The 14340-nt window shown below is 66.2% G+C and carries 16 protein-coding genes; 7 read left to right on the top strand and 9 right to left on the bottom strand.

Annotated elements, in window-relative coordinates:
• The first annotated feature begins 25 nt into the window (after positions 1–25).
• The 6 genes from MUU56_RS05055 to MUU56_RS05080 all read left to right on the top strand — a co-directional run bounded on the left by MUU56_RS05055 (position 26) and on the right by MUU56_RS05080 (position 4627).
• Positions 26–778, top strand: a complete 753-nt coding sequence (locus MUU56_RS05055; protein WP_244766221.1) for an SDR family oxidoreductase — start codon at positions 26–28, stop codon at positions 776–778.
• Positions 775–1482: an amino acid ABC transporter permease gene (locus MUU56_RS05060; RefSeq protein ID WP_244766222.1), complete on the top strand. Its 708-nt coding sequence runs from the start codon at positions 775–777 to the stop codon at positions 1480–1482. The genes MUU56_RS05055 and MUU56_RS05060 overlap by 4 nt, the downstream gene beginning before the upstream one ends.
• The gene (locus MUU56_RS05065) at positions 1479–2231 is read left to right on the top strand and encodes an amino acid ABC transporter permease (RefSeq protein ID WP_244766223.1); all 753 of its coding nucleotides are present in this window, start codon (positions 1479–1481) and stop codon (positions 2229–2231) included. The genes MUU56_RS05060 and MUU56_RS05065 overlap by 4 nt, the downstream gene beginning before the upstream one ends.
• Entirely contained in the window at positions 2228–2995 is a 768-nt protein-coding gene (locus tag MUU56_RS05070) for an amino acid ABC transporter ATP-binding protein (RefSeq protein ID WP_244766224.1), read from the top strand. Before MUU56_RS05065 ends, MUU56_RS05070 begins: the two co-directional genes overlap by 4 nt.
• A gap of 26 nt (positions 2996–3021) precedes the next feature.
• The gene (locus MUU56_RS05075) at positions 3022–3858 is read left to right on the top strand and encodes an ABC transporter substrate-binding protein (RefSeq protein ID WP_244766225.1); all 837 of its coding nucleotides are present in this window, start codon (positions 3022–3024) and stop codon (positions 3856–3858) included.
• 94 nt (positions 3859–3952) lie between these two features.
• A complete protein-coding gene (locus MUU56_RS05080) occupies positions 3953–4627 on the top strand; it encodes a 4-carboxy-4-hydroxy-2-oxoadipate aldolase/oxaloacetate decarboxylase (protein ID WP_244766226.1) in 675 nt (224 codons plus the stop codon).
• 49 nt (positions 4628–4676) lie between these two features.
• On the opposite strand, the gene MUU56_RS05085 is transcribed toward MUU56_RS05080, so the two are convergent.
• The 7 genes from MUU56_RS05085 to MUU56_RS05115 form a co-directional block, all read right to left on the bottom strand.
• On the bottom strand, positions 4677–5486 hold the full coding sequence (locus tag MUU56_RS05085) for an ABC transporter ATP-binding protein (protein ID WP_244766227.1): 810 nt from the start codon (positions 5484–5486) through the stop codon (positions 4677–4679).
• Positions 5487–5509: 23 nt separating this feature from the next.
• Positions 5510–6202 (bottom strand): ABC transporter permease, encoded by a 693-nt coding sequence (locus MUU56_RS05090; RefSeq protein ID WP_398431016.1) that lies wholly within the window; start codon positions 6200–6202, stop codon positions 5510–5512.
• 2 nt (positions 6203–6204) lie between these two features.
• Complete coding sequence (locus MUU56_RS05095) at positions 6205–6918, bottom strand: ABC transporter permease (RefSeq protein WP_244766229.1); 714 nt, start codon at positions 6916–6918, stop codon at positions 6205–6207.
• Positions 6915–8075: an NAD(P)/FAD-dependent oxidoreductase gene (locus MUU56_RS05100; protein WP_244766230.1), complete on the bottom strand. Its 1161-nt coding sequence runs from the start codon at positions 8073–8075 to the stop codon at positions 6915–6917. The genes MUU56_RS05095 and MUU56_RS05100 overlap by 4 nt, the downstream gene beginning before the upstream one ends.
• Positions 8068–9567, bottom strand: a complete 1500-nt coding sequence (locus MUU56_RS05105) for an NAD(P)/FAD-dependent oxidoreductase (RefSeq protein ID WP_244766231.1) — start codon at positions 9565–9567, stop codon at positions 8068–8070. The genes MUU56_RS05100 and MUU56_RS05105 overlap by 8 nt, the downstream gene beginning before the upstream one ends.
• Entirely contained in the window at positions 9564–9869 is a 306-nt protein-coding gene (locus tag MUU56_RS05110; protein ID WP_244766232.1) for a (2Fe-2S)-binding protein, read from the bottom strand. Before MUU56_RS05110 ends, MUU56_RS05105 begins: the two co-directional genes overlap by 4 nt.
• Before the next feature lie 87 nt (positions 9870–9956).
• Entirely contained in the window at positions 9957–10853 is an 897-nt protein-coding gene (locus tag MUU56_RS05115; protein WP_244766233.1) for a transporter substrate-binding domain-containing protein, read from the bottom strand.
• A 79-nt stretch (positions 10854–10932) separates the two neighbouring features.
• On the opposite strand from MUU56_RS05115, the gene MUU56_RS05120 reads away from it, so the two are divergent.
• Entirely contained in the window at positions 10933–11856 is a 924-nt protein-coding gene (locus MUU56_RS05120) for a LysR family transcriptional regulator (protein WP_244766234.1), read from the top strand.
• Positions 11857–11953: 97 nt separating this feature from the next.
• Here the strand turns inward: MUU56_RS05120 and MUU56_RS05125 are convergent, their stop codons facing one another.
• Together MUU56_RS05125 and MUU56_RS05130 are read right to left on the bottom strand one after the other, a co-directional pair.
• On the bottom strand, positions 11954–13090 hold the full coding sequence (locus MUU56_RS05125) for a lysozyme inhibitor LprI family protein (protein ID WP_244766235.1): 1137 nt from the start codon (positions 13088–13090) through the stop codon (positions 11954–11956).
• Complete coding sequence (locus tag MUU56_RS05130; protein ID WP_244766236.1) at positions 13087–14337, bottom strand: lysozyme inhibitor LprI family protein; 1251 nt, start codon at positions 14335–14337, stop codon at positions 13087–13089. Before MUU56_RS05130 ends, MUU56_RS05125 begins: the two co-directional genes overlap by 4 nt.
• Between the last annotated feature and the right edge of the window lie 3 nt (positions 14338–14340).

The raw sequence follows: 14340 nt of genomic DNA on the forward strand, positions 1-14340 counted from the left end.
CGCTTTCAACAACAGGGGAACCACAATGTCCTTTTCCGACTACAGAACCGCGCTCGTGACCGGTGCTTCCTCCGGGATCGGCGCTGCGGTCGTCGAACGGCTCCGTCGCGAGGGCCTCGAAGTGCATGCCGTCGCCCGCAGCGCGGGTGCCCTGCAGGACCTTGCCGCGCGCACGGGCTGCATTTCCCATGCCATCGACGTCACGGACCGCGCGGCGCTCGCAAGGCTCTGCGGCGAGGTCGAGTTCGACATCCTCGTCAACAATGCCGGCGTCGACCGGCCGAAGAAATTCCTGGAGGCGGAGGATGGCGACATCGACCTTCTCGTCGACGTCAACCTGCGTGCCGTCCTCCACCTCTGCCGGCTGATCGCTCCCGGCATGGCGGCGCGCGACCGCGGCCATGTCGTCAACATCACCTCGATCGCCGGCAACTACAATTTCGGCGGCAATTCCATCTATCACGCCACCAAGGCCGGCGTCGCCATGCTCTCCAACCAGCTGCGCCTCGACACCTTCGGCAAGCGCGTGCGGGTGACGGAGATCTGCCCCGGCCGTGTGGCGACCGACATCTTCAACCATGTGCATGGCGATGATCCGTCGATCCGCGAGCGCTTCATCGACGGCTTCGAGCTGCCCCAGGCTTCCGACATCGCCGATGCCATCGCCTTCGCCATCGCCGCCCCCGTCGCCGTCAATATCGGCCATATGGAAATCACCCCGACGCTCCAGGTGATGGGGGGACTCCAGACGGCCCGCCCGCAGGAGCGCCAGCCGTGAAGGGCTTCGACCTCACCGCCATCCTCGGCAACCCCGAATACATGGCCATGCTGGCGCACGGCATCGAGATGACCTTCATCATCGCGATCTGCTCCTGGCTGCTGGCGATGAGCCTTGCGCTCGTGCTGCTCGCCATCCGCTTCTCGCCGGGCCGCATCGGCAATTCGATCGTGGCGGCTTACGTTTCGTATCACCGCAACGTGCCGACGCTGGTGCAGCTCATGCTCTGGTATTTCGGCATCTTCACGATCCTGCCCTCGGCCTTGTCAGACTGGCTGACGGCCCATTCGGCGGAAATGATCTTCGCGATCGTCGGCCTCGGCCTCTGCCAGGCGGCCTATTTCAGCGAGGACCTGCGCTCCGGCCTGCGCTCGATCAGCCCCGGCCAGATGGAAGCGGCCCGGGCGCTCGGCCACGGCTATATCTCGGCCATGCGCAACGTGCTGATCCCGCAGGGGGTGCGCAACGCGCTGCCGGCGCTCGTCAACCACAGTGTCTCGCTGTTCAAGAATTCGAGCCTTGCCATCGTCATCGGCGCGCCGGAGCTCAGCCACGCGGTCAAGGAGATCGAGAACCTCTCCTTCCGCACCTTCGAGATCTACCTGGTCGGCACGGTCCTCTACCTCGTCTTCTCCCTGATCATCATGGCCGGGGGAGCCTGGCTCACCTGGCGCGCAGACCCGCTGAACGGAGCCGCACGATGATCCACGACATCATAGCCATCATCGACGAATACTGGCTGCTGCTCCTCATCGGCCAATATCCGAACGGTCCGCTCGGCGGCCTTGCCAACACGCTGATCCTCTCGGCGCTCAGCATCGTCATCGCCTTCCCCTTCGCCATCCTGCTCGCCTTCGCGCGGCTTTCGAAATACCGCGTGCTGCGCTGGCCGGTCACGGTCCTGGTCTATGTGACGCGCGGCGTGCCGCTGCTGATGCTGGTGCTGTGGAGCTATTTCCTCGTGCCGCTGCTGACCGGCGCGGACGTGCCGAGCTTCCTGACCATGCTGACGACGCTGGTCGTCTACCAGGGGGCGTTCCTCAGCGAGATCATCCGCGCCGGCATCGTGGCGCTCGGACCGGGGCAGATGGATGCGGCCCGTGCCCTCGGCCACGGCTGGTTCGGTGCCATGCGCTACGTCATCCTGCCGCAGGCGCTCTACAACATGATCCCGAGCATGCTGTCGACCTTCGTCGCGACCATCAAGGACACGACGCTCGGCTATGTCATCAACGTGCCGGACCTCACCTTCGCCGCCAGCCAGGTCAATAACCAGCTGCTCACCCAGCCCTTCCAGGTCTTCCTGATCCTCGCGCTCACCTACTACGTGATCTGCTGGTCGCTGACCGCGCTCACCAATGTCGTGGAGCGGCGCATCACCCGCCGCCGCGCCGGCCTCGCCGCCCCGCGGCGCCAGCTTTCCCTGATCACCAACGCCACGGAGCAGCCATGACCGCTTCAGTATCCGCCCCCGCGAAGGATCAGACGATCCGGCTTGCCGATGTCCGCAAGAGCTATGGAGACTTCGACGTGCTGAAGGGCATCGACGCCACGGTCTCGCGCGGCGAGGTGGTCGTCATCTGCGGCCCCTCCGGCTCGGGAAAATCGACGCTCATCCGCACCGTCAACCGGCTGGAGGAGATCAACAGCGGCTCGATCTTCTTCGAGGGCCAGGATATCCACGCGCCGCTCAAGGGCCGCGAGCTGAACCGCCTGCGCAGCCGTATCGGCTTCGTCTTCCAGAGCTTCAACCTCTTCCCGCATCTGTCGGCGGTCGACAATGTCGCCATGTCGCCGATCCGGGTGAAGGGCGTGCCCGCGGCCGAGGCGCATGAGAAGGCGTTGAAGCTGCTCGACCGGGTGGGCCTGCGCGAAAAGGCCAATTCCTATCCCGCGCAGCTTTCCGGCGGCCAGCAGCAGCGCGTCGCCATCGCCCGGGCGCTCGCCATGGAGCCGCCCGTCATGCTCTTCGACGAGCCGACCAGCGCGCTCGATCCGGAAATGGTCGGCGAGGTGCTGAGCGTCATGAAGTCGCTGGCGGCCGAGGGCATGACCATGATGTGCGTGACGCACGAAATGGGTTTTGCCCGCGACGTCGCCGACCGCATCTGGTTCATCGACGGCGGCCGGATCATCGAGACGGCGACGCCGGACGAATTCTTCAAGAACCCGAAGCATCCCCGCGCGCAGCGCTTCCTCGCGGACCTGCGCCACTAATACCAAGCAACGAAGGAGAACAGCCAATGACGTATCAGCATCTCATCCTCGCAGCGACCGTCGCGGCCGCCGCGCTTGCCGGCCCCGCCAGGGCCGATCAGCTCGACGACATCCTCGCCAACAAGACGCTGCGCTGCGCGACCTTCGCCGACGTGCCGCCTTTTGCCGCGCCGGATACGCAGACCCGCGAAATGGTCGGCTTCGACGTCGACCTGTGCGGCGCCATCGCCCGCGAACTTGGCGTGAAGGCCGAGATCAAGCCGGTTTCGGTGGAGGCCCGCGTGCCGGAGGTCAAGCTCGGCCGCGTCGACATCACCGTTGCGAACCTCGCCTATACCCAGAGCCGTGCCGAGCAGATCCAGTTCAGCGATCCCTATTACCTCGCCAAGGAAATGCTGATCGTTCCGGCCGATGATCCCGGCACGTCGAAAGCCGACTATGTCGGCCAGCGCATCGCCTCCACCAAGGGCTCGACCTCGGAAATGTCGATCAAGCTCAACAAGTCCGAGCCGCTGACGTTCCAGGACACGGCATCCGCCTATCTCGCCGCCCAGCAGGGCAAGGCGCGCGGCATGGTCGCCAACACCATGACGACGACCAAACTGGTCAACGAGTCCAAGACCAAGGGCCGCGAGATGCGCATGATCGAAGAGCCCATGCTGTTCCAGCCGATCGGCATCGGCATGCAGCAGGACCAGCCGGCATTGACGGCCAAGATCAACGAGGTCCTGCGCAAGCTGGACGAAAGCGGCGAGCTCAACAAGATCTGGGACAAGTGGCTCGGCCCGGACACCGAATACAAGATGACCCGCACCGACAAGGTCGTGCCGCTTTCCGAACTGAAGTTCGACCAGATCCCGTAAGGGTTCGCACGCAAGCGGCCTCCTTTCCGGCATGAATCGAGCAACCCGGCGGCGGGCGCCGCGCCCGCCGCAACGATTACCCATGGGAAAAATCATGACGCATATCAAGAAAATGCCCGCTCGCCCGAGCGCCGCCGAGATCGAGGCGCTTGCGAAATTCTCGCCGGCGACCATTCACGAGGCGCAGGGTCGCCGCGGGGCGCTTTCCTCGCGCATCAAGCCGGTCGACTACCGCATGAAGCTTTGCGGCCCGGCCTTTACCGTGCGGTGTGCGCCGCGCGACAACATCATGCTGCAGCTCGCGATCAACTACGCTCAGCCCGGCGATGTCATCGTGGTTTCGGGCGGCGAATACGAGGAGGCCGGCTCCTTCGGCGACGTGCTCGCCAATGCCTGCCTCGCGAAGGGCATCGGCGGCCTTGTGACCGACAGCGGCGTGCGCGACTCGCTGCAGCTGCGTGAGCTGGGCTTCCCGGTGTTCTCGCTCAGCGTCTGCATCAAGGGCACCGTCAAGGAGACGCTGACCTCCACCAACGACCCGATCGTCGTCGGCGGCGAACTCATTCATCCCGGCGACATCATCGTCGGCGACGCCGACGGCGTGGTCGTCGTGCGCCGCGGGGAGGCGCTTGAGGTGGCAAGGCTCTCGCAGGCCCGCGAAGACGCCGAAGCCGGATACATCGCCGACTACAAGGCCGGCAAGTCGGTCATCGAGGTCAGCAAGCTCGAAGCCGTGCTGAAGGCCAAGGGCCTGACCGTCGAGGCGTGAGCGGGATCGAGCGGCTGCAGGCCGGGCTATACCCGGCCGCGTGCATTCCTCAAGCCTGGTTGAACCGCGAGATGAACTGGTCAAAGCGCTCGTTGACGCCGCCGCGGAACAAGTCCAGCGGCAGGCCTTCGGCTTTGATCCGGCCCTGCTCCAGGAACACGATCCGGCTCGATACGTCTCGGGCGAAGGCCATTTCGTGCGTCACGATCAGCATCGTGCGTCCTTCCGCCGCCAGATCCCGCATGACTTTCAGCACTTCGCCAACGAGCTCGGGATCGAGCGCGGAGGTGGGTTCGTCGAAGAGGAGGCCCCGGGGCTTCATGACCAGGGCGCGCGCTATGGCCGCCCTCTGCTGCTGGCCGCCGGACAGCTGGGCCGGATAGGCTTTTGCCCGATCGATCAAGCCGACGCGCCGCAACATGGCTTCCGCCTCCTCGCGCACCTCGCCGCGACCGCGCCGTTGGACATGGATGGGCGCCTCCATCAGGTTTTCGAGCACGGTCATGTGGCTCCAGAGGCAGAAATTCTGGAACACCATCGCCACCTGGGTTCGCAGGCGATCCACCTGCCTGCGATTGCCGATATGGAGGGCGTCGCCGCTTTGCCGCAGATCGACCTGTTCGCCGAAGATCTGCAGCCGCCCCGCTGACGGAAGCTCCAGGAGGTTGAGACAGCGCAGGAAAGTCGACTTGCCCGAGCCGGATGCACCCAGGATGGAGATGACCTCGCCCTCATGGGCGCGGAAGTCGATGCCTTTCAGCACCTCGATCGCGCCATAGCGCTTGTGGAGGCCATCGACCGCGATGGCGGGAACCGTGGAAGCATTGTCGGCAGCAGCCGGGCGGGAGGCGGAAGCCATCTGGTTTCTCCGTGTGGACGAGGTCAGGCGCGACGATGGGCGTGGTGGGCCTGGAGTTGCCGTTCGAGAAGCGCGAAGGCCGCGCTCATCAGGAAGGTCAGGGCGAGATAGATCGCCCCGGTGACGATGAAGATCTCGAAGATGCGATAGGTCGAGGAAATCAGCTTGTGCGCGATGCCGGTCAGCTCCGTCAGGGTGATGATGCTTGCCAGCGAGGTCGCCTTGATCATCAGGATGGCTTCGCTGCCGTAGACGGCCAGGCCCTGGCGGAGGGCGATGGGCCAGATGATGCGACGGCGCAGCAGGAGGCCCGACATGCCGCAGGCGCGCCCCGCCTCGATCTCGTGCGCCGGCACGGCCTGGATCGCGCCGCGGATGATCTCGGCCGTATAGGCCGAGGTGTTGAGCGCAAGGGCGAGGATGGCGCACCAATAGGGTTCGCGAAGGAAGGGCCAGAGGGCCGAGTGGCGCAGCGGGGCGATCTGACCCAGGCCGTAGTAGATCAGGAAGATCTGCAGCAGGAGAGGGGTTCCACGAAAGAGTTCGACATGGGCCTTCGCGGCCCATCGCAGCGGCGCGAAGGCGCTGCCGGCGGCGCCGGCGACGAAGACGGCGAGGGCGAAGCCGATCGAGAGGGACAGTGCCGCAAGCTGGAGCGTCAGCGGCAAACCCGACAGCAGCTGGCCGAGGACATCCGTCAGAAAGGGCCAATCCAGCATCAGCGTCTCCAGGGTTTGGCGAGGTGGCTTTCCATCCGGTTCAGCCCGGCGCCCGTGGCGCGCCCGATGACCAGGAACACCGCGGCCGCAATGGCGTAGAACAGGAGAGGCTGGCGGGTCGAACCCGCGGCGGTACCGGCCTGGCGCAGCAGCTCCGTCAGCCCGATGACCGACAGGAGCGATGTTTCCTTGAGCGCGGACTGCCAGATGTTGCCGAGCGCAGGCAGGGCGAAACGCAGCGTCTGGGGAGCGACGATGCGGCGCAGGAGCAGGAGTTTCGACATGCCGCACGCGGTGCCCGCCTCGATCTGGCCGCGGTCCAGCCGAAGATATGCGGACCGATAGGCTTCCGTCTGGTAGGCACCGGATACGATCCCGATCGCAAGGACGCCGATGACGAAGGACGGCAGAGAATAGAAGCCGGGAAATCCTCCCGTGTTCATGAGCGTCGTCAGGATGACGCTGCCGCCGAAATAGAAGAGATACACCACGAGAATCTCGGGCACGCCGCGGAAGACCGTGGTATAGGCCTGGCCGATCAGGCGCAGGGCGCGCGGCCGGGCGAGCTTGAGGGTCGCGCCGCCAATTCCGAAAATGCTTCCCAGCAGGAAGCCGCAAAGGGCGGCGGCGATCGTGACGCCTGCGGCCTTGAGCAGCGGCAATCCCCAGCCTTGCGGCCCGAATCCCAGCAATTCGAACATGCCCGACGTCATGGAACAGCCTCGTCTTTGCGCTGCGGCCGGTGCACGCGGTCGACCGCGAAGGGAGCGAGCGTCGCCTCCAGGCTTCCGGAGACAAGCGAACGCGCCACCGCTTCCCCAACCGCGGGGGCAAGCTGGAAACCGTGGCCGCAGAAGCCAAACACATGCCAGAGGCCGGGATGCAGGCGGCTGGGGCCGATGAAGGGTATTCCGTCGTCGGTTGCCCCTTCGAGGCCGGTCCAGGTCCGCACGACGGGCACGCCCGCCAGGCCCGGAAAGGCCGCAACCGTGGCCGCGGCGCTCGATGCCATCCGGTCCATGACGGTGAACGAGGTGTCTTCGCTCAGGCAGGGCTTGCCGAGTATCCCGCCGCCGATGACCAGCGAGCCGACCGCGCTCTGCTTGAAGGAGAGGGGCTGGTCGATGCCGATGACGACAGGGGCGATGAATGGTTTCACCCGCGCCGTCACCATCATGGAAAGGGCCAGGACCGTGATCGGCAGCGTCTCGCCGAGGCGTGCCGCGATGTCCGACCCCCAGGCGCCGGCGCAGTTGAGCAACCATTCCGCCTCGATCCTGCCCGCATCCGTGTCGACGCGCCATCCGCCGAGGGGTTTGGCGGAGAGGTCGCGCACGGTGCACCGCTCAAGAATCCGGACGCCGGCACCTTCCGCAGCCTTGCGGAAAGCGCGTGCGGAATTGGCGGGGTTTGCGTGCCCGTCGCGCCGGGAAATCAGGCCACCATGTGCGGAGCCGGCAAGGCCGGGCAGGAGCCGGTGAAGCTCGTCAGGCGCGATCAGCTCTTCGGATTCTATTCCACGGCCGCGCATCGTCCGCGCCCGTGCCCCGCACCATTGCAGCTCGGCCGCATCCATCGCCAGCGCAATCTGCGATGTGCCGAGCCGGACCTCGCAGGCTTCGGCCGCGTCCTGCCCCACGAAGTCCGCAAGATTGGCCCACATCTCCATGGCCCGCAGGGAAAGCGGATATTCGCGGACATCGCGCATCAGCGACCGAAGGCCACCCGCATTGACACCCGAGGCATGCCGCCCCGCCAGGTTCTTCTCGACCAGGGTGACCTGCCAACCGGCACGCGCGAGAAACAGGGCAATCGAGCATCCCTGCAAGCCGCCGCCGACAATGAGGGCATCGCAGCCGTTCCTATGCATGGACGTCGTCTCCGGCGATCTCTTCCGGCTTGTCGTCCAGCGACTCGACCTGCGCCAGCGCCGGATCGAGCCCCGTCATGCCGGCCAGCGCGCCGAGCGGAAGGGGCCGCAGCGGTGGCCTTGCGCGGAACGGGCTCGGCGGCATCGGTCGGCCGGGCTCTGCTTCCGCGAGAAGCCGGGCCAGCGTCGTCGCGCAGCTTCGGCCCTGGCAGGGCCCCATGCCGCAGCGCAGGAGCCCGCGGATCAGGTTCATGTCGGCAGCCCCGTTCCGGATCGCGACACGTAGCGAACCCGCCGTGATTTCTTCGCAGCGACAGACGATGGTCGCGTCATCGGGCAGCCGTGCCGCCAGGCCGGGCGGAAACGCTGCGTCGAGGAAGGGGCGTGCTGCCAGGGTGCGCCGCACCTCGGCTTCGGTCCGATCCGGCCCCCCCTGTTTCCGCGCGATGCGACCGAGGTCGGCGAGGATGGCTCGCGCGGCATGGCGTCCGTGCGCGGCCGCGGCGTCGGCGCCGCCGATCCGGCGCGCGTCGCCTGTGATCCGTATCCTGCAGGGACCCGTCGTGAACGATGGGCAGGGCGCCATCCGCGCCCGACCATCGCGCGCCGTCCTGGGGCGCCAGCTCGCATCGTCCCGTTTCCACTCGAGAGCAAGCCCGGCGGCATGCGCCAGGTCCGTTGACGGTACGATGCCGTCGTGCACCACGAGGAGGTCGCAGGGAATATCCATGTTTTTTCCGCCGGCAAGCAGGCGGACGGATTCGAGATGCTCGCCGCCCAGCGCCTGAAGCCCGGATATGCCGGTCCGCATCGGGATGCCCGCAAGCCGCAACCGGGCAAGCCAGCCCACCCCCTTGGCGAGGGCCGGGATCCCGGCCGGACGAACCCGTTTGAGAGCGGCAAGCTTGTCCCCGAGCCGGTCCGTGCGGGCAATCAGCGCCGGCTTGACGCCGAGACGCCGCAGCTGGTCGGCGAGCAGAAAGATCAGCGGGCCGGTTCCGGCCAGGACGATCCTTCCCTCCGGCTTGAGGCGTCCGGCCTTCATCAGGGTCTGAACCGCCCCGGCGGTCATCACGCCGGGCAGCGTCCATCCCGGAAACGGCGTCGGGCGCTCCATCGCGCCGCTGGCGAGCACGACATGCGGCGCACGCAGGTAGCCGGCCGCGTTGCCCCTGAGCCAGCCGACCGTACCGTCTGCCCGCAGATCCCAGACCGTGGTACCGGGCCGGAAATCGATGCCGGGCGCTGCCCGAAACCGCTCGATCAGGGCAAGGCCGGCCCTGTAGGCCGGCCCGAGGGCCGAGAGCAGCGCGTCCGTCCGGGGGCGTGCCTGCATGTTGGCTTCCAGCGAACGAAAGATCTGCCCGCCGGGTAAGGGCTGCATGTCGAGCACGATTACCCTGCATCCCGCAGACGCCAGTTCGATTGCGGACGACATTCCGGCAGGACCTGCCCCTATGACGATCACGTCTGCATCGGGAGCCGGGGTCATTGGAATTCCATGCCGGCGATGGCGGCAGGCCCATCCTGGGTGTGAAGCCTCATGCCATCCTCGACCTCGCTCAGGCAGGCCTGGCGGCTTCCGACGCCGTCGATCTCGATCAGGCAGTCGAAACAGTGTCCGATCATGCAATAGGGCAGTCGTCTCGCGCCGCTGACCGGGGTCGTGCGGAAGTGGCCGACACCGGCGCGCAAAAGGCAGGCCGCGATGGTTTCGCCGGCCCGCGCCGGTATCGCCCGGCCATCCAGATAAATGGTCATCGTTGCCTCGGTGGAGCCGATGGGCGCGAACATGGTGCTACCTGTGCATCGTTGAAACGGCTGGTTCGGGAAGAGGGCCGCGCGGCGATTGCCCCCTCCCGACGAGGGAGGGGGAGCGGGCTATTCATGGATGGAGATATCCACGCCGAACCACTTTTCAGTCAGGGCCTTGTTGGTCCCGTCCTTGTTGATGTCCGTGATGGCTGCGTCAAAGGCTGCCCGCAGCGCCTCGTCGCCCGGACGCAGGGCGACGTTGATGGTGCCGAGCCCAAGCACGCCGCCGGCGAAGGTGGGGCCGGTAAAGACCAGCGTCCCTGCCGGGTTCGCGTCGATCACCGCCTTGAAGGCCGTCACATTGGCCACGGCGAGGTCGATGCGCCCGGCGGTGAGCTCCAGGCCGAGCTGTTCGAAGGAGGGATACTCGCGGATATCGAGACCCTTGAAGTATTCGCCGGCGAAGGTGGCCGCGGTGGAACCGGTCTGAACGCCGATGGTCTTGCCGGAGAGCTTTTCCTTCAGGGCTGCGAGCGCCGCCTCGGACTCCTGCGGAGCCTTTGCGAGGTCGAAGGAGCGGCCGGCTTCCGGAAGATCCTTGAGCGCGTTGTCGCCCGCCGTGAGGAACCCGTTGGGCGCCTTCGCGTAGGGCTTCGAGAAGCCGATGACTTTCTTGCGCTCTTCAGTCACGCCCATCGACGCGATGATGGCATCATACTTGCCGACCGTGAGGCCCGGGATGATGCCGTTCCACTCCTGGGCGATGAGATCGCATTTGATCTTCATGCGCTCACAGAGCGCCTGCGTCAGCTCGATTTCGTAGCCGCCCAGGGAACCATCGGCATTGCTGAAATTCCACGGAGGATAGGCGCCCTCGGTCGCGACGGTGATGTGGTCGGGCAGGTTCTGAGCGGTCGCCGCGCCAGCCAGAAGCGGCGTCAGGGCGAGAGCAAGCAGCATATGGCGTCTGAGCATATCTTCGTTCCCTTGGTGTTGTTCATCGGGTTTTGAGCAACCCGTCATGCGACTATGCCAAAGAGCGAAGCATGTTTGGATACGGTATCTAATTGACCTGAGGCTAAGCTGAGCTTAGCCTGATGCAATGCGTATCGCGAAAATCCCATCGTTGAACTGGCTCCGCGTGTTCGAGGCAGCCGCGCGGCACCAGAGCTTCGCCCGGGCCGGAAAAGAACTAAGCATGTCCGCTGCCGCCGTCAGTCAGCAGATCCTTGCGCTCGAGACACATCTGGGACGTCCGCTGTTCGAACGCGCCGCAAACCGGATCAACCTGACGTCGGAAGGAGGCGATTTCCTTCCGACGGTCCAGGCGTCCCTCGGGGCGATCGAAAGCAAGGCCGAGTCCCTCTTCGCGCGGCAGCGGATCGACCGCGTTACGCTGTTGGCGAGCCAGTTGATGGCGATGAGCTGGCTGCCGCGCGTGCTGGCGGATTTCGAAGCGGCGAACCCGGCGATCCGCGTCGACCTTCTGGTGGAGGGCACACAGCGCAAGGTGGATCCGGACCTGGTGATCCGGTTCGGAGAGGAGCCGCACCTCGTGCGGCACCCTACCTGGCTGATGGGCATGTCCCATGTCGTCATGTGCCGGAAGGAGGACACGGCGCGCATCGGCAGCCTGGAGGACCTGCTGTCGTTTCGCCTCTATGACGTGGCGTCCCACGCCATTGGCTGGACTGCCCTTCTCAATCACAATTTCGGCCCGCAGCCGGGCCGGCACCTCAAGCTCGAAACCGTTGACACGACGCCGCTGTCCCTGATGATGGTCAGCCAGGGGCTTGGCCTTGCGATCGGCCACCTGCCGGTTTGCGGCCCGATTGCCGCCGCCCTCGGCCTCGTCGTTTGCCCGTTCGTGCCGAGAACGCCGGGTCCGGGAAACTACTATCTCGAACAGCCACAGGACAGGCCGCAACGCCCCTCCGTCGGACGATTGGAGCGTGCTCTACAGGAGGCGGCGCATGCGTCGATGCGTATCGGCGCCCAGCCTGCCGGCGCGGAGGATGGTCGATGACCATGAGCGCCGCCGGCGGCAGGCGGTAGGGCCGACCGGGCATCATCTTCCCGAGGTTCAGGATAATGGATGCGGTGTTGCCGCTGGAACGACATGTCTAGCGAATTTCCAGATCCATCCTCGTGCCGAAAAGCGGCACGTCCCGGGCGGACCAGCCTTTGCCGTCGGCCGTAAAGCCCAGCTCCGAACAGGGCCTGCCTTCGGCACCTGCGGGGTTCGAGGCCAGGTTCTTGCCGGCAAGGAAGGTCTGGGAGAAAGTGGTGTCGATGGGAACCGGCGTCAGGCAGGCGACCGCCTTGTAGAAATCGTCCCGGTGCCGCGGATCGTCCAGGGCATAGGATTGGAAGACGCCGCGCAATCCATCGAGTTTTTGCTGGCAGAACGCCGCCATGTCGGCGTCATAGCGGCAACCCAGTTCGGTGGAGTACTGCACGCGGCATTGAGGATCCGCGAGGTTCTTCAGGCAGGAGGGCAGGCGCGCGGCAAAGGCTCCGGCCTCGTCCTTGTCCCAGCTGTTGTCGGCGGGGCTGCCCGCAATCGTTTCCGGCGCCGCATGCAGCCGCACGCCGCTTTCGGGATCATAGCGCAGCATGTCCCATTCGGCGGCGACGAAGCCGGAGGTCAGCGGGCCGTAGCCGCTTGCCGCACGGATCTTCGCCTGGAAATCGCTGACCCATTTGCGAAAGCTCCAGTCCTGCGCCTGGCGCGGCCCGGTCGCGAGGGCCACACGGTCGGCAACGGTGCGCATCGGCGGCCCCTCGAGCCGCAGCATGACCCAGGCATCCGTCTCGGAGGCGCTTTGCTGGACCCGCCGTTCGGACCAGCTCTCGCCCTCCGCGCCGGCTTCCGCAACATCGGGGTTCTGCAGCTCGGCGAGCCGCTCCTCCGCCATCGACTGGCGGCATGCCTCGGTACCGTCCGGGTGGGCGCCGGCAAGGGCGCATTGGCGATCGCGGAAGGTCTCCCAGGCGGCTTGCGATGCGGCAAGCCGTGCCCGCTGGTCCGCCGCCTTCTCCTGCGCGATCCCGCCTGCTGCGGCGCGGGCCTCGATCTCGCCGTCGAGCAGCCGGAGGGTTTGCGAAAGCGATTCCGTTTGCACCGCGATCCGCCATGCCTGGCAGAGGCCGGGCGTCAGCGCGTTTCGCGCGCAGCCGGCTTGGTCCTGCGCTTCGGCGAATGTCGCGGTGCCCGACAAGACGGCCACGGAGAGGAGACTTAATGCAAGACGGCTCATTGTGCGGCCTCATCGAGTGCGTTGGCCACGCGTCGCAGGTGGTCGGCGTAGTCGGGATCGCGTGCCGGGTCGGTCGTCTGCGCATCCTCCCGGTACTGTGCGAGCACGCTTTCGGGGGAAACGGCATAAAGCTCGATCGTGCCGCCCGCGGCGATCGGATTGCCGCTCTCGTCGAACGTCCAGCCGATGAGCGCGCTGCAAAGCTCCGCCTGCCGCTCGGGAAGCGTCTCGATATCGACCGGTTGGGCGACGGCGCTGCCGCCTGCCGGCTGCGCGATGAAGGTGAGCTTGGTGACGGTCTCGGCATTGTCCGGCGCGAAGACCGCGAGGCCCGCCCCCTTGCCGCCTTCCGCGATGCAGCCGGCCATGGTGTATACCGAATTGCCCTGGAAACCGGAAAAGGGCGAGGCGGTGCGGCCGTCGCGCCGATAGCCGGCAGCGATGGACCGGCTGATATCGAAGACGCCCTGGCATGCCTTCGCGACAGGCGGGTCCAGCCGGCAGCCGAGCTCGATCGAATAGGCCATGCGGCAATTCGCCGTGCCGAGATCGCGCATGCAGGCAGGAAAACGGGCCGCAAGCAACTGCATGTCGGCATCGCTGGCGCTCATGGGCGTGCTCTCCAGCAGGGGCTGGCCATTTTCCGGGTGATATCGCCAGGCGTCCCAATCCGCCGAAATGGCCTTTGCCGTTTCCGCCTCGAAGCCGCGTGCCGCCAGCGCCTTCTCGATCAGGGCGGCGCCATAGCGTTTCTTGATGTACCAGCTGTAATCGCCGAAGGCGAAGGCGCGCATGGAATAGTGCGAATCGGCGAGCGTGTTGAAATCCGGTTCGAGCCCGCCCTCGGCCTGGCTTTCGTCGCCGTCCTCCGATGGAGCGACGCCCAGCAGCGCGTCGAGTTCCTTCATCCGGCGCCACGATGTCCAGCGCAGGCATTGAAGGCCCTGGATGACGCCGACGATGCCCTCCTGCCCGGCAAAATAATCGCAGGTCGCCTTGCGATAGGAAAGCCAGGCGTCCTGGGCGGCGCGCACCGCATCAGGCTGCGCGGAGGCGGCCAGCACGGCCGCAAGCCGGCTTTCCACCTCGCCGTCCAGCCCTCCGCCAAGGGCTGCGAGGCAGGCTTCGATCTTCAGGTCACCCCTGTCCGTGCATTCGGCCGGCGTCTCGAAATTCTCGACGATCCCGCCGGCAGCCGCCGTTTCCGGCAGGATGCCCAGCAGCGCAGCGATAAAAAGGCGTTTCATCCT

It is taken from the genome of Shinella yambaruensis (assembly GCF_022899355.1).
Lineage (GTDB): Bacteria > Pseudomonadota > Alphaproteobacteria > Rhizobiales > Rhizobiaceae > Shinella > Shinella yambaruensis.

Coding starts and splice junctions, on each gene's coding strand:
- MUU56_RS05095 (WP_244766229.1), bottom strand. CDS start 6,918: ATGACGTCGGGCATGTTCGAATTGCTGGGATTCGGGCCGCAAGGCTGG.
- MUU56_RS05115 (WP_244766233.1), bottom strand. CDS start 10,853: ATGACGGGTTGCTCAAAACCCGATGAACAACACCAAGGGAACGAAGAT.
- MUU56_RS05070 (WP_244766224.1), top strand. CDS start 2,228: ATGACCGCTTCAGTATCCGCCCCCGCGAAGGATCAGACGATCCGGCTT.
- MUU56_RS05085 (WP_244766227.1), bottom strand. CDS start 5,486: ATGGCTTCCGCCTCCCGCCCGGCTGCTGCCGACAATGCTTCCACGGTT.
- MUU56_RS05075 (WP_244766225.1), top strand. CDS start 3,022: ATGACGTATCAGCATCTCATCCTCGCAGCGACCGTCGCGGCCGCCGCG.
- MUU56_RS05080 (WP_244766226.1), top strand. CDS start 3,953: ATGACGCATATCAAGAAAATGCCCGCTCGCCCGAGCGCCGCCGAGATC.
- MUU56_RS05110 (WP_244766232.1), bottom strand. CDS start 9,869: ATGTTCGCGCCCATCGGCTCCACCGAGGCAACGATGACCATTTATCTG.
- MUU56_RS05105 (WP_244766231.1), bottom strand. CDS start 9,567: ATGACCCCGGCTCCCGATGCAGACGTGATCGTCATAGGGGCAGGTCCT.
- MUU56_RS05130 (WP_244766236.1), bottom strand. CDS start 14,337: ATGAAACGCCTTTTTATCGCTGCGCTGCTGGGCATCCTGCCGGAAACG.
- MUU56_RS05055 (WP_244766221.1), top strand. CDS start 26: ATGTCCTTTTCCGACTACAGAACCGCGCTCGTGACCGGTGCTTCCTCC.
- MUU56_RS05065 (WP_244766223.1), top strand. CDS start 1,479: ATGATCCACGACATCATAGCCATCATCGACGAATACTGGCTGCTGCTC.
- MUU56_RS05120 (WP_244766234.1), top strand. CDS start 10,933: ATGCGTATCGCGAAAATCCCATCGTTGAACTGGCTCCGCGTGTTCGAG.
- MUU56_RS05125 (WP_244766235.1), bottom strand. CDS start 13,090: ATGAGCCGTCTTGCATTAAGTCTCCTCTCCGTGGCCGTCTTGTCGGGC.
- MUU56_RS05100 (WP_244766230.1), bottom strand. CDS start 8,075: ATGCATAGGAACGGCTGCGATGCCCTCATTGTCGGCGGCGGCTTGCAG.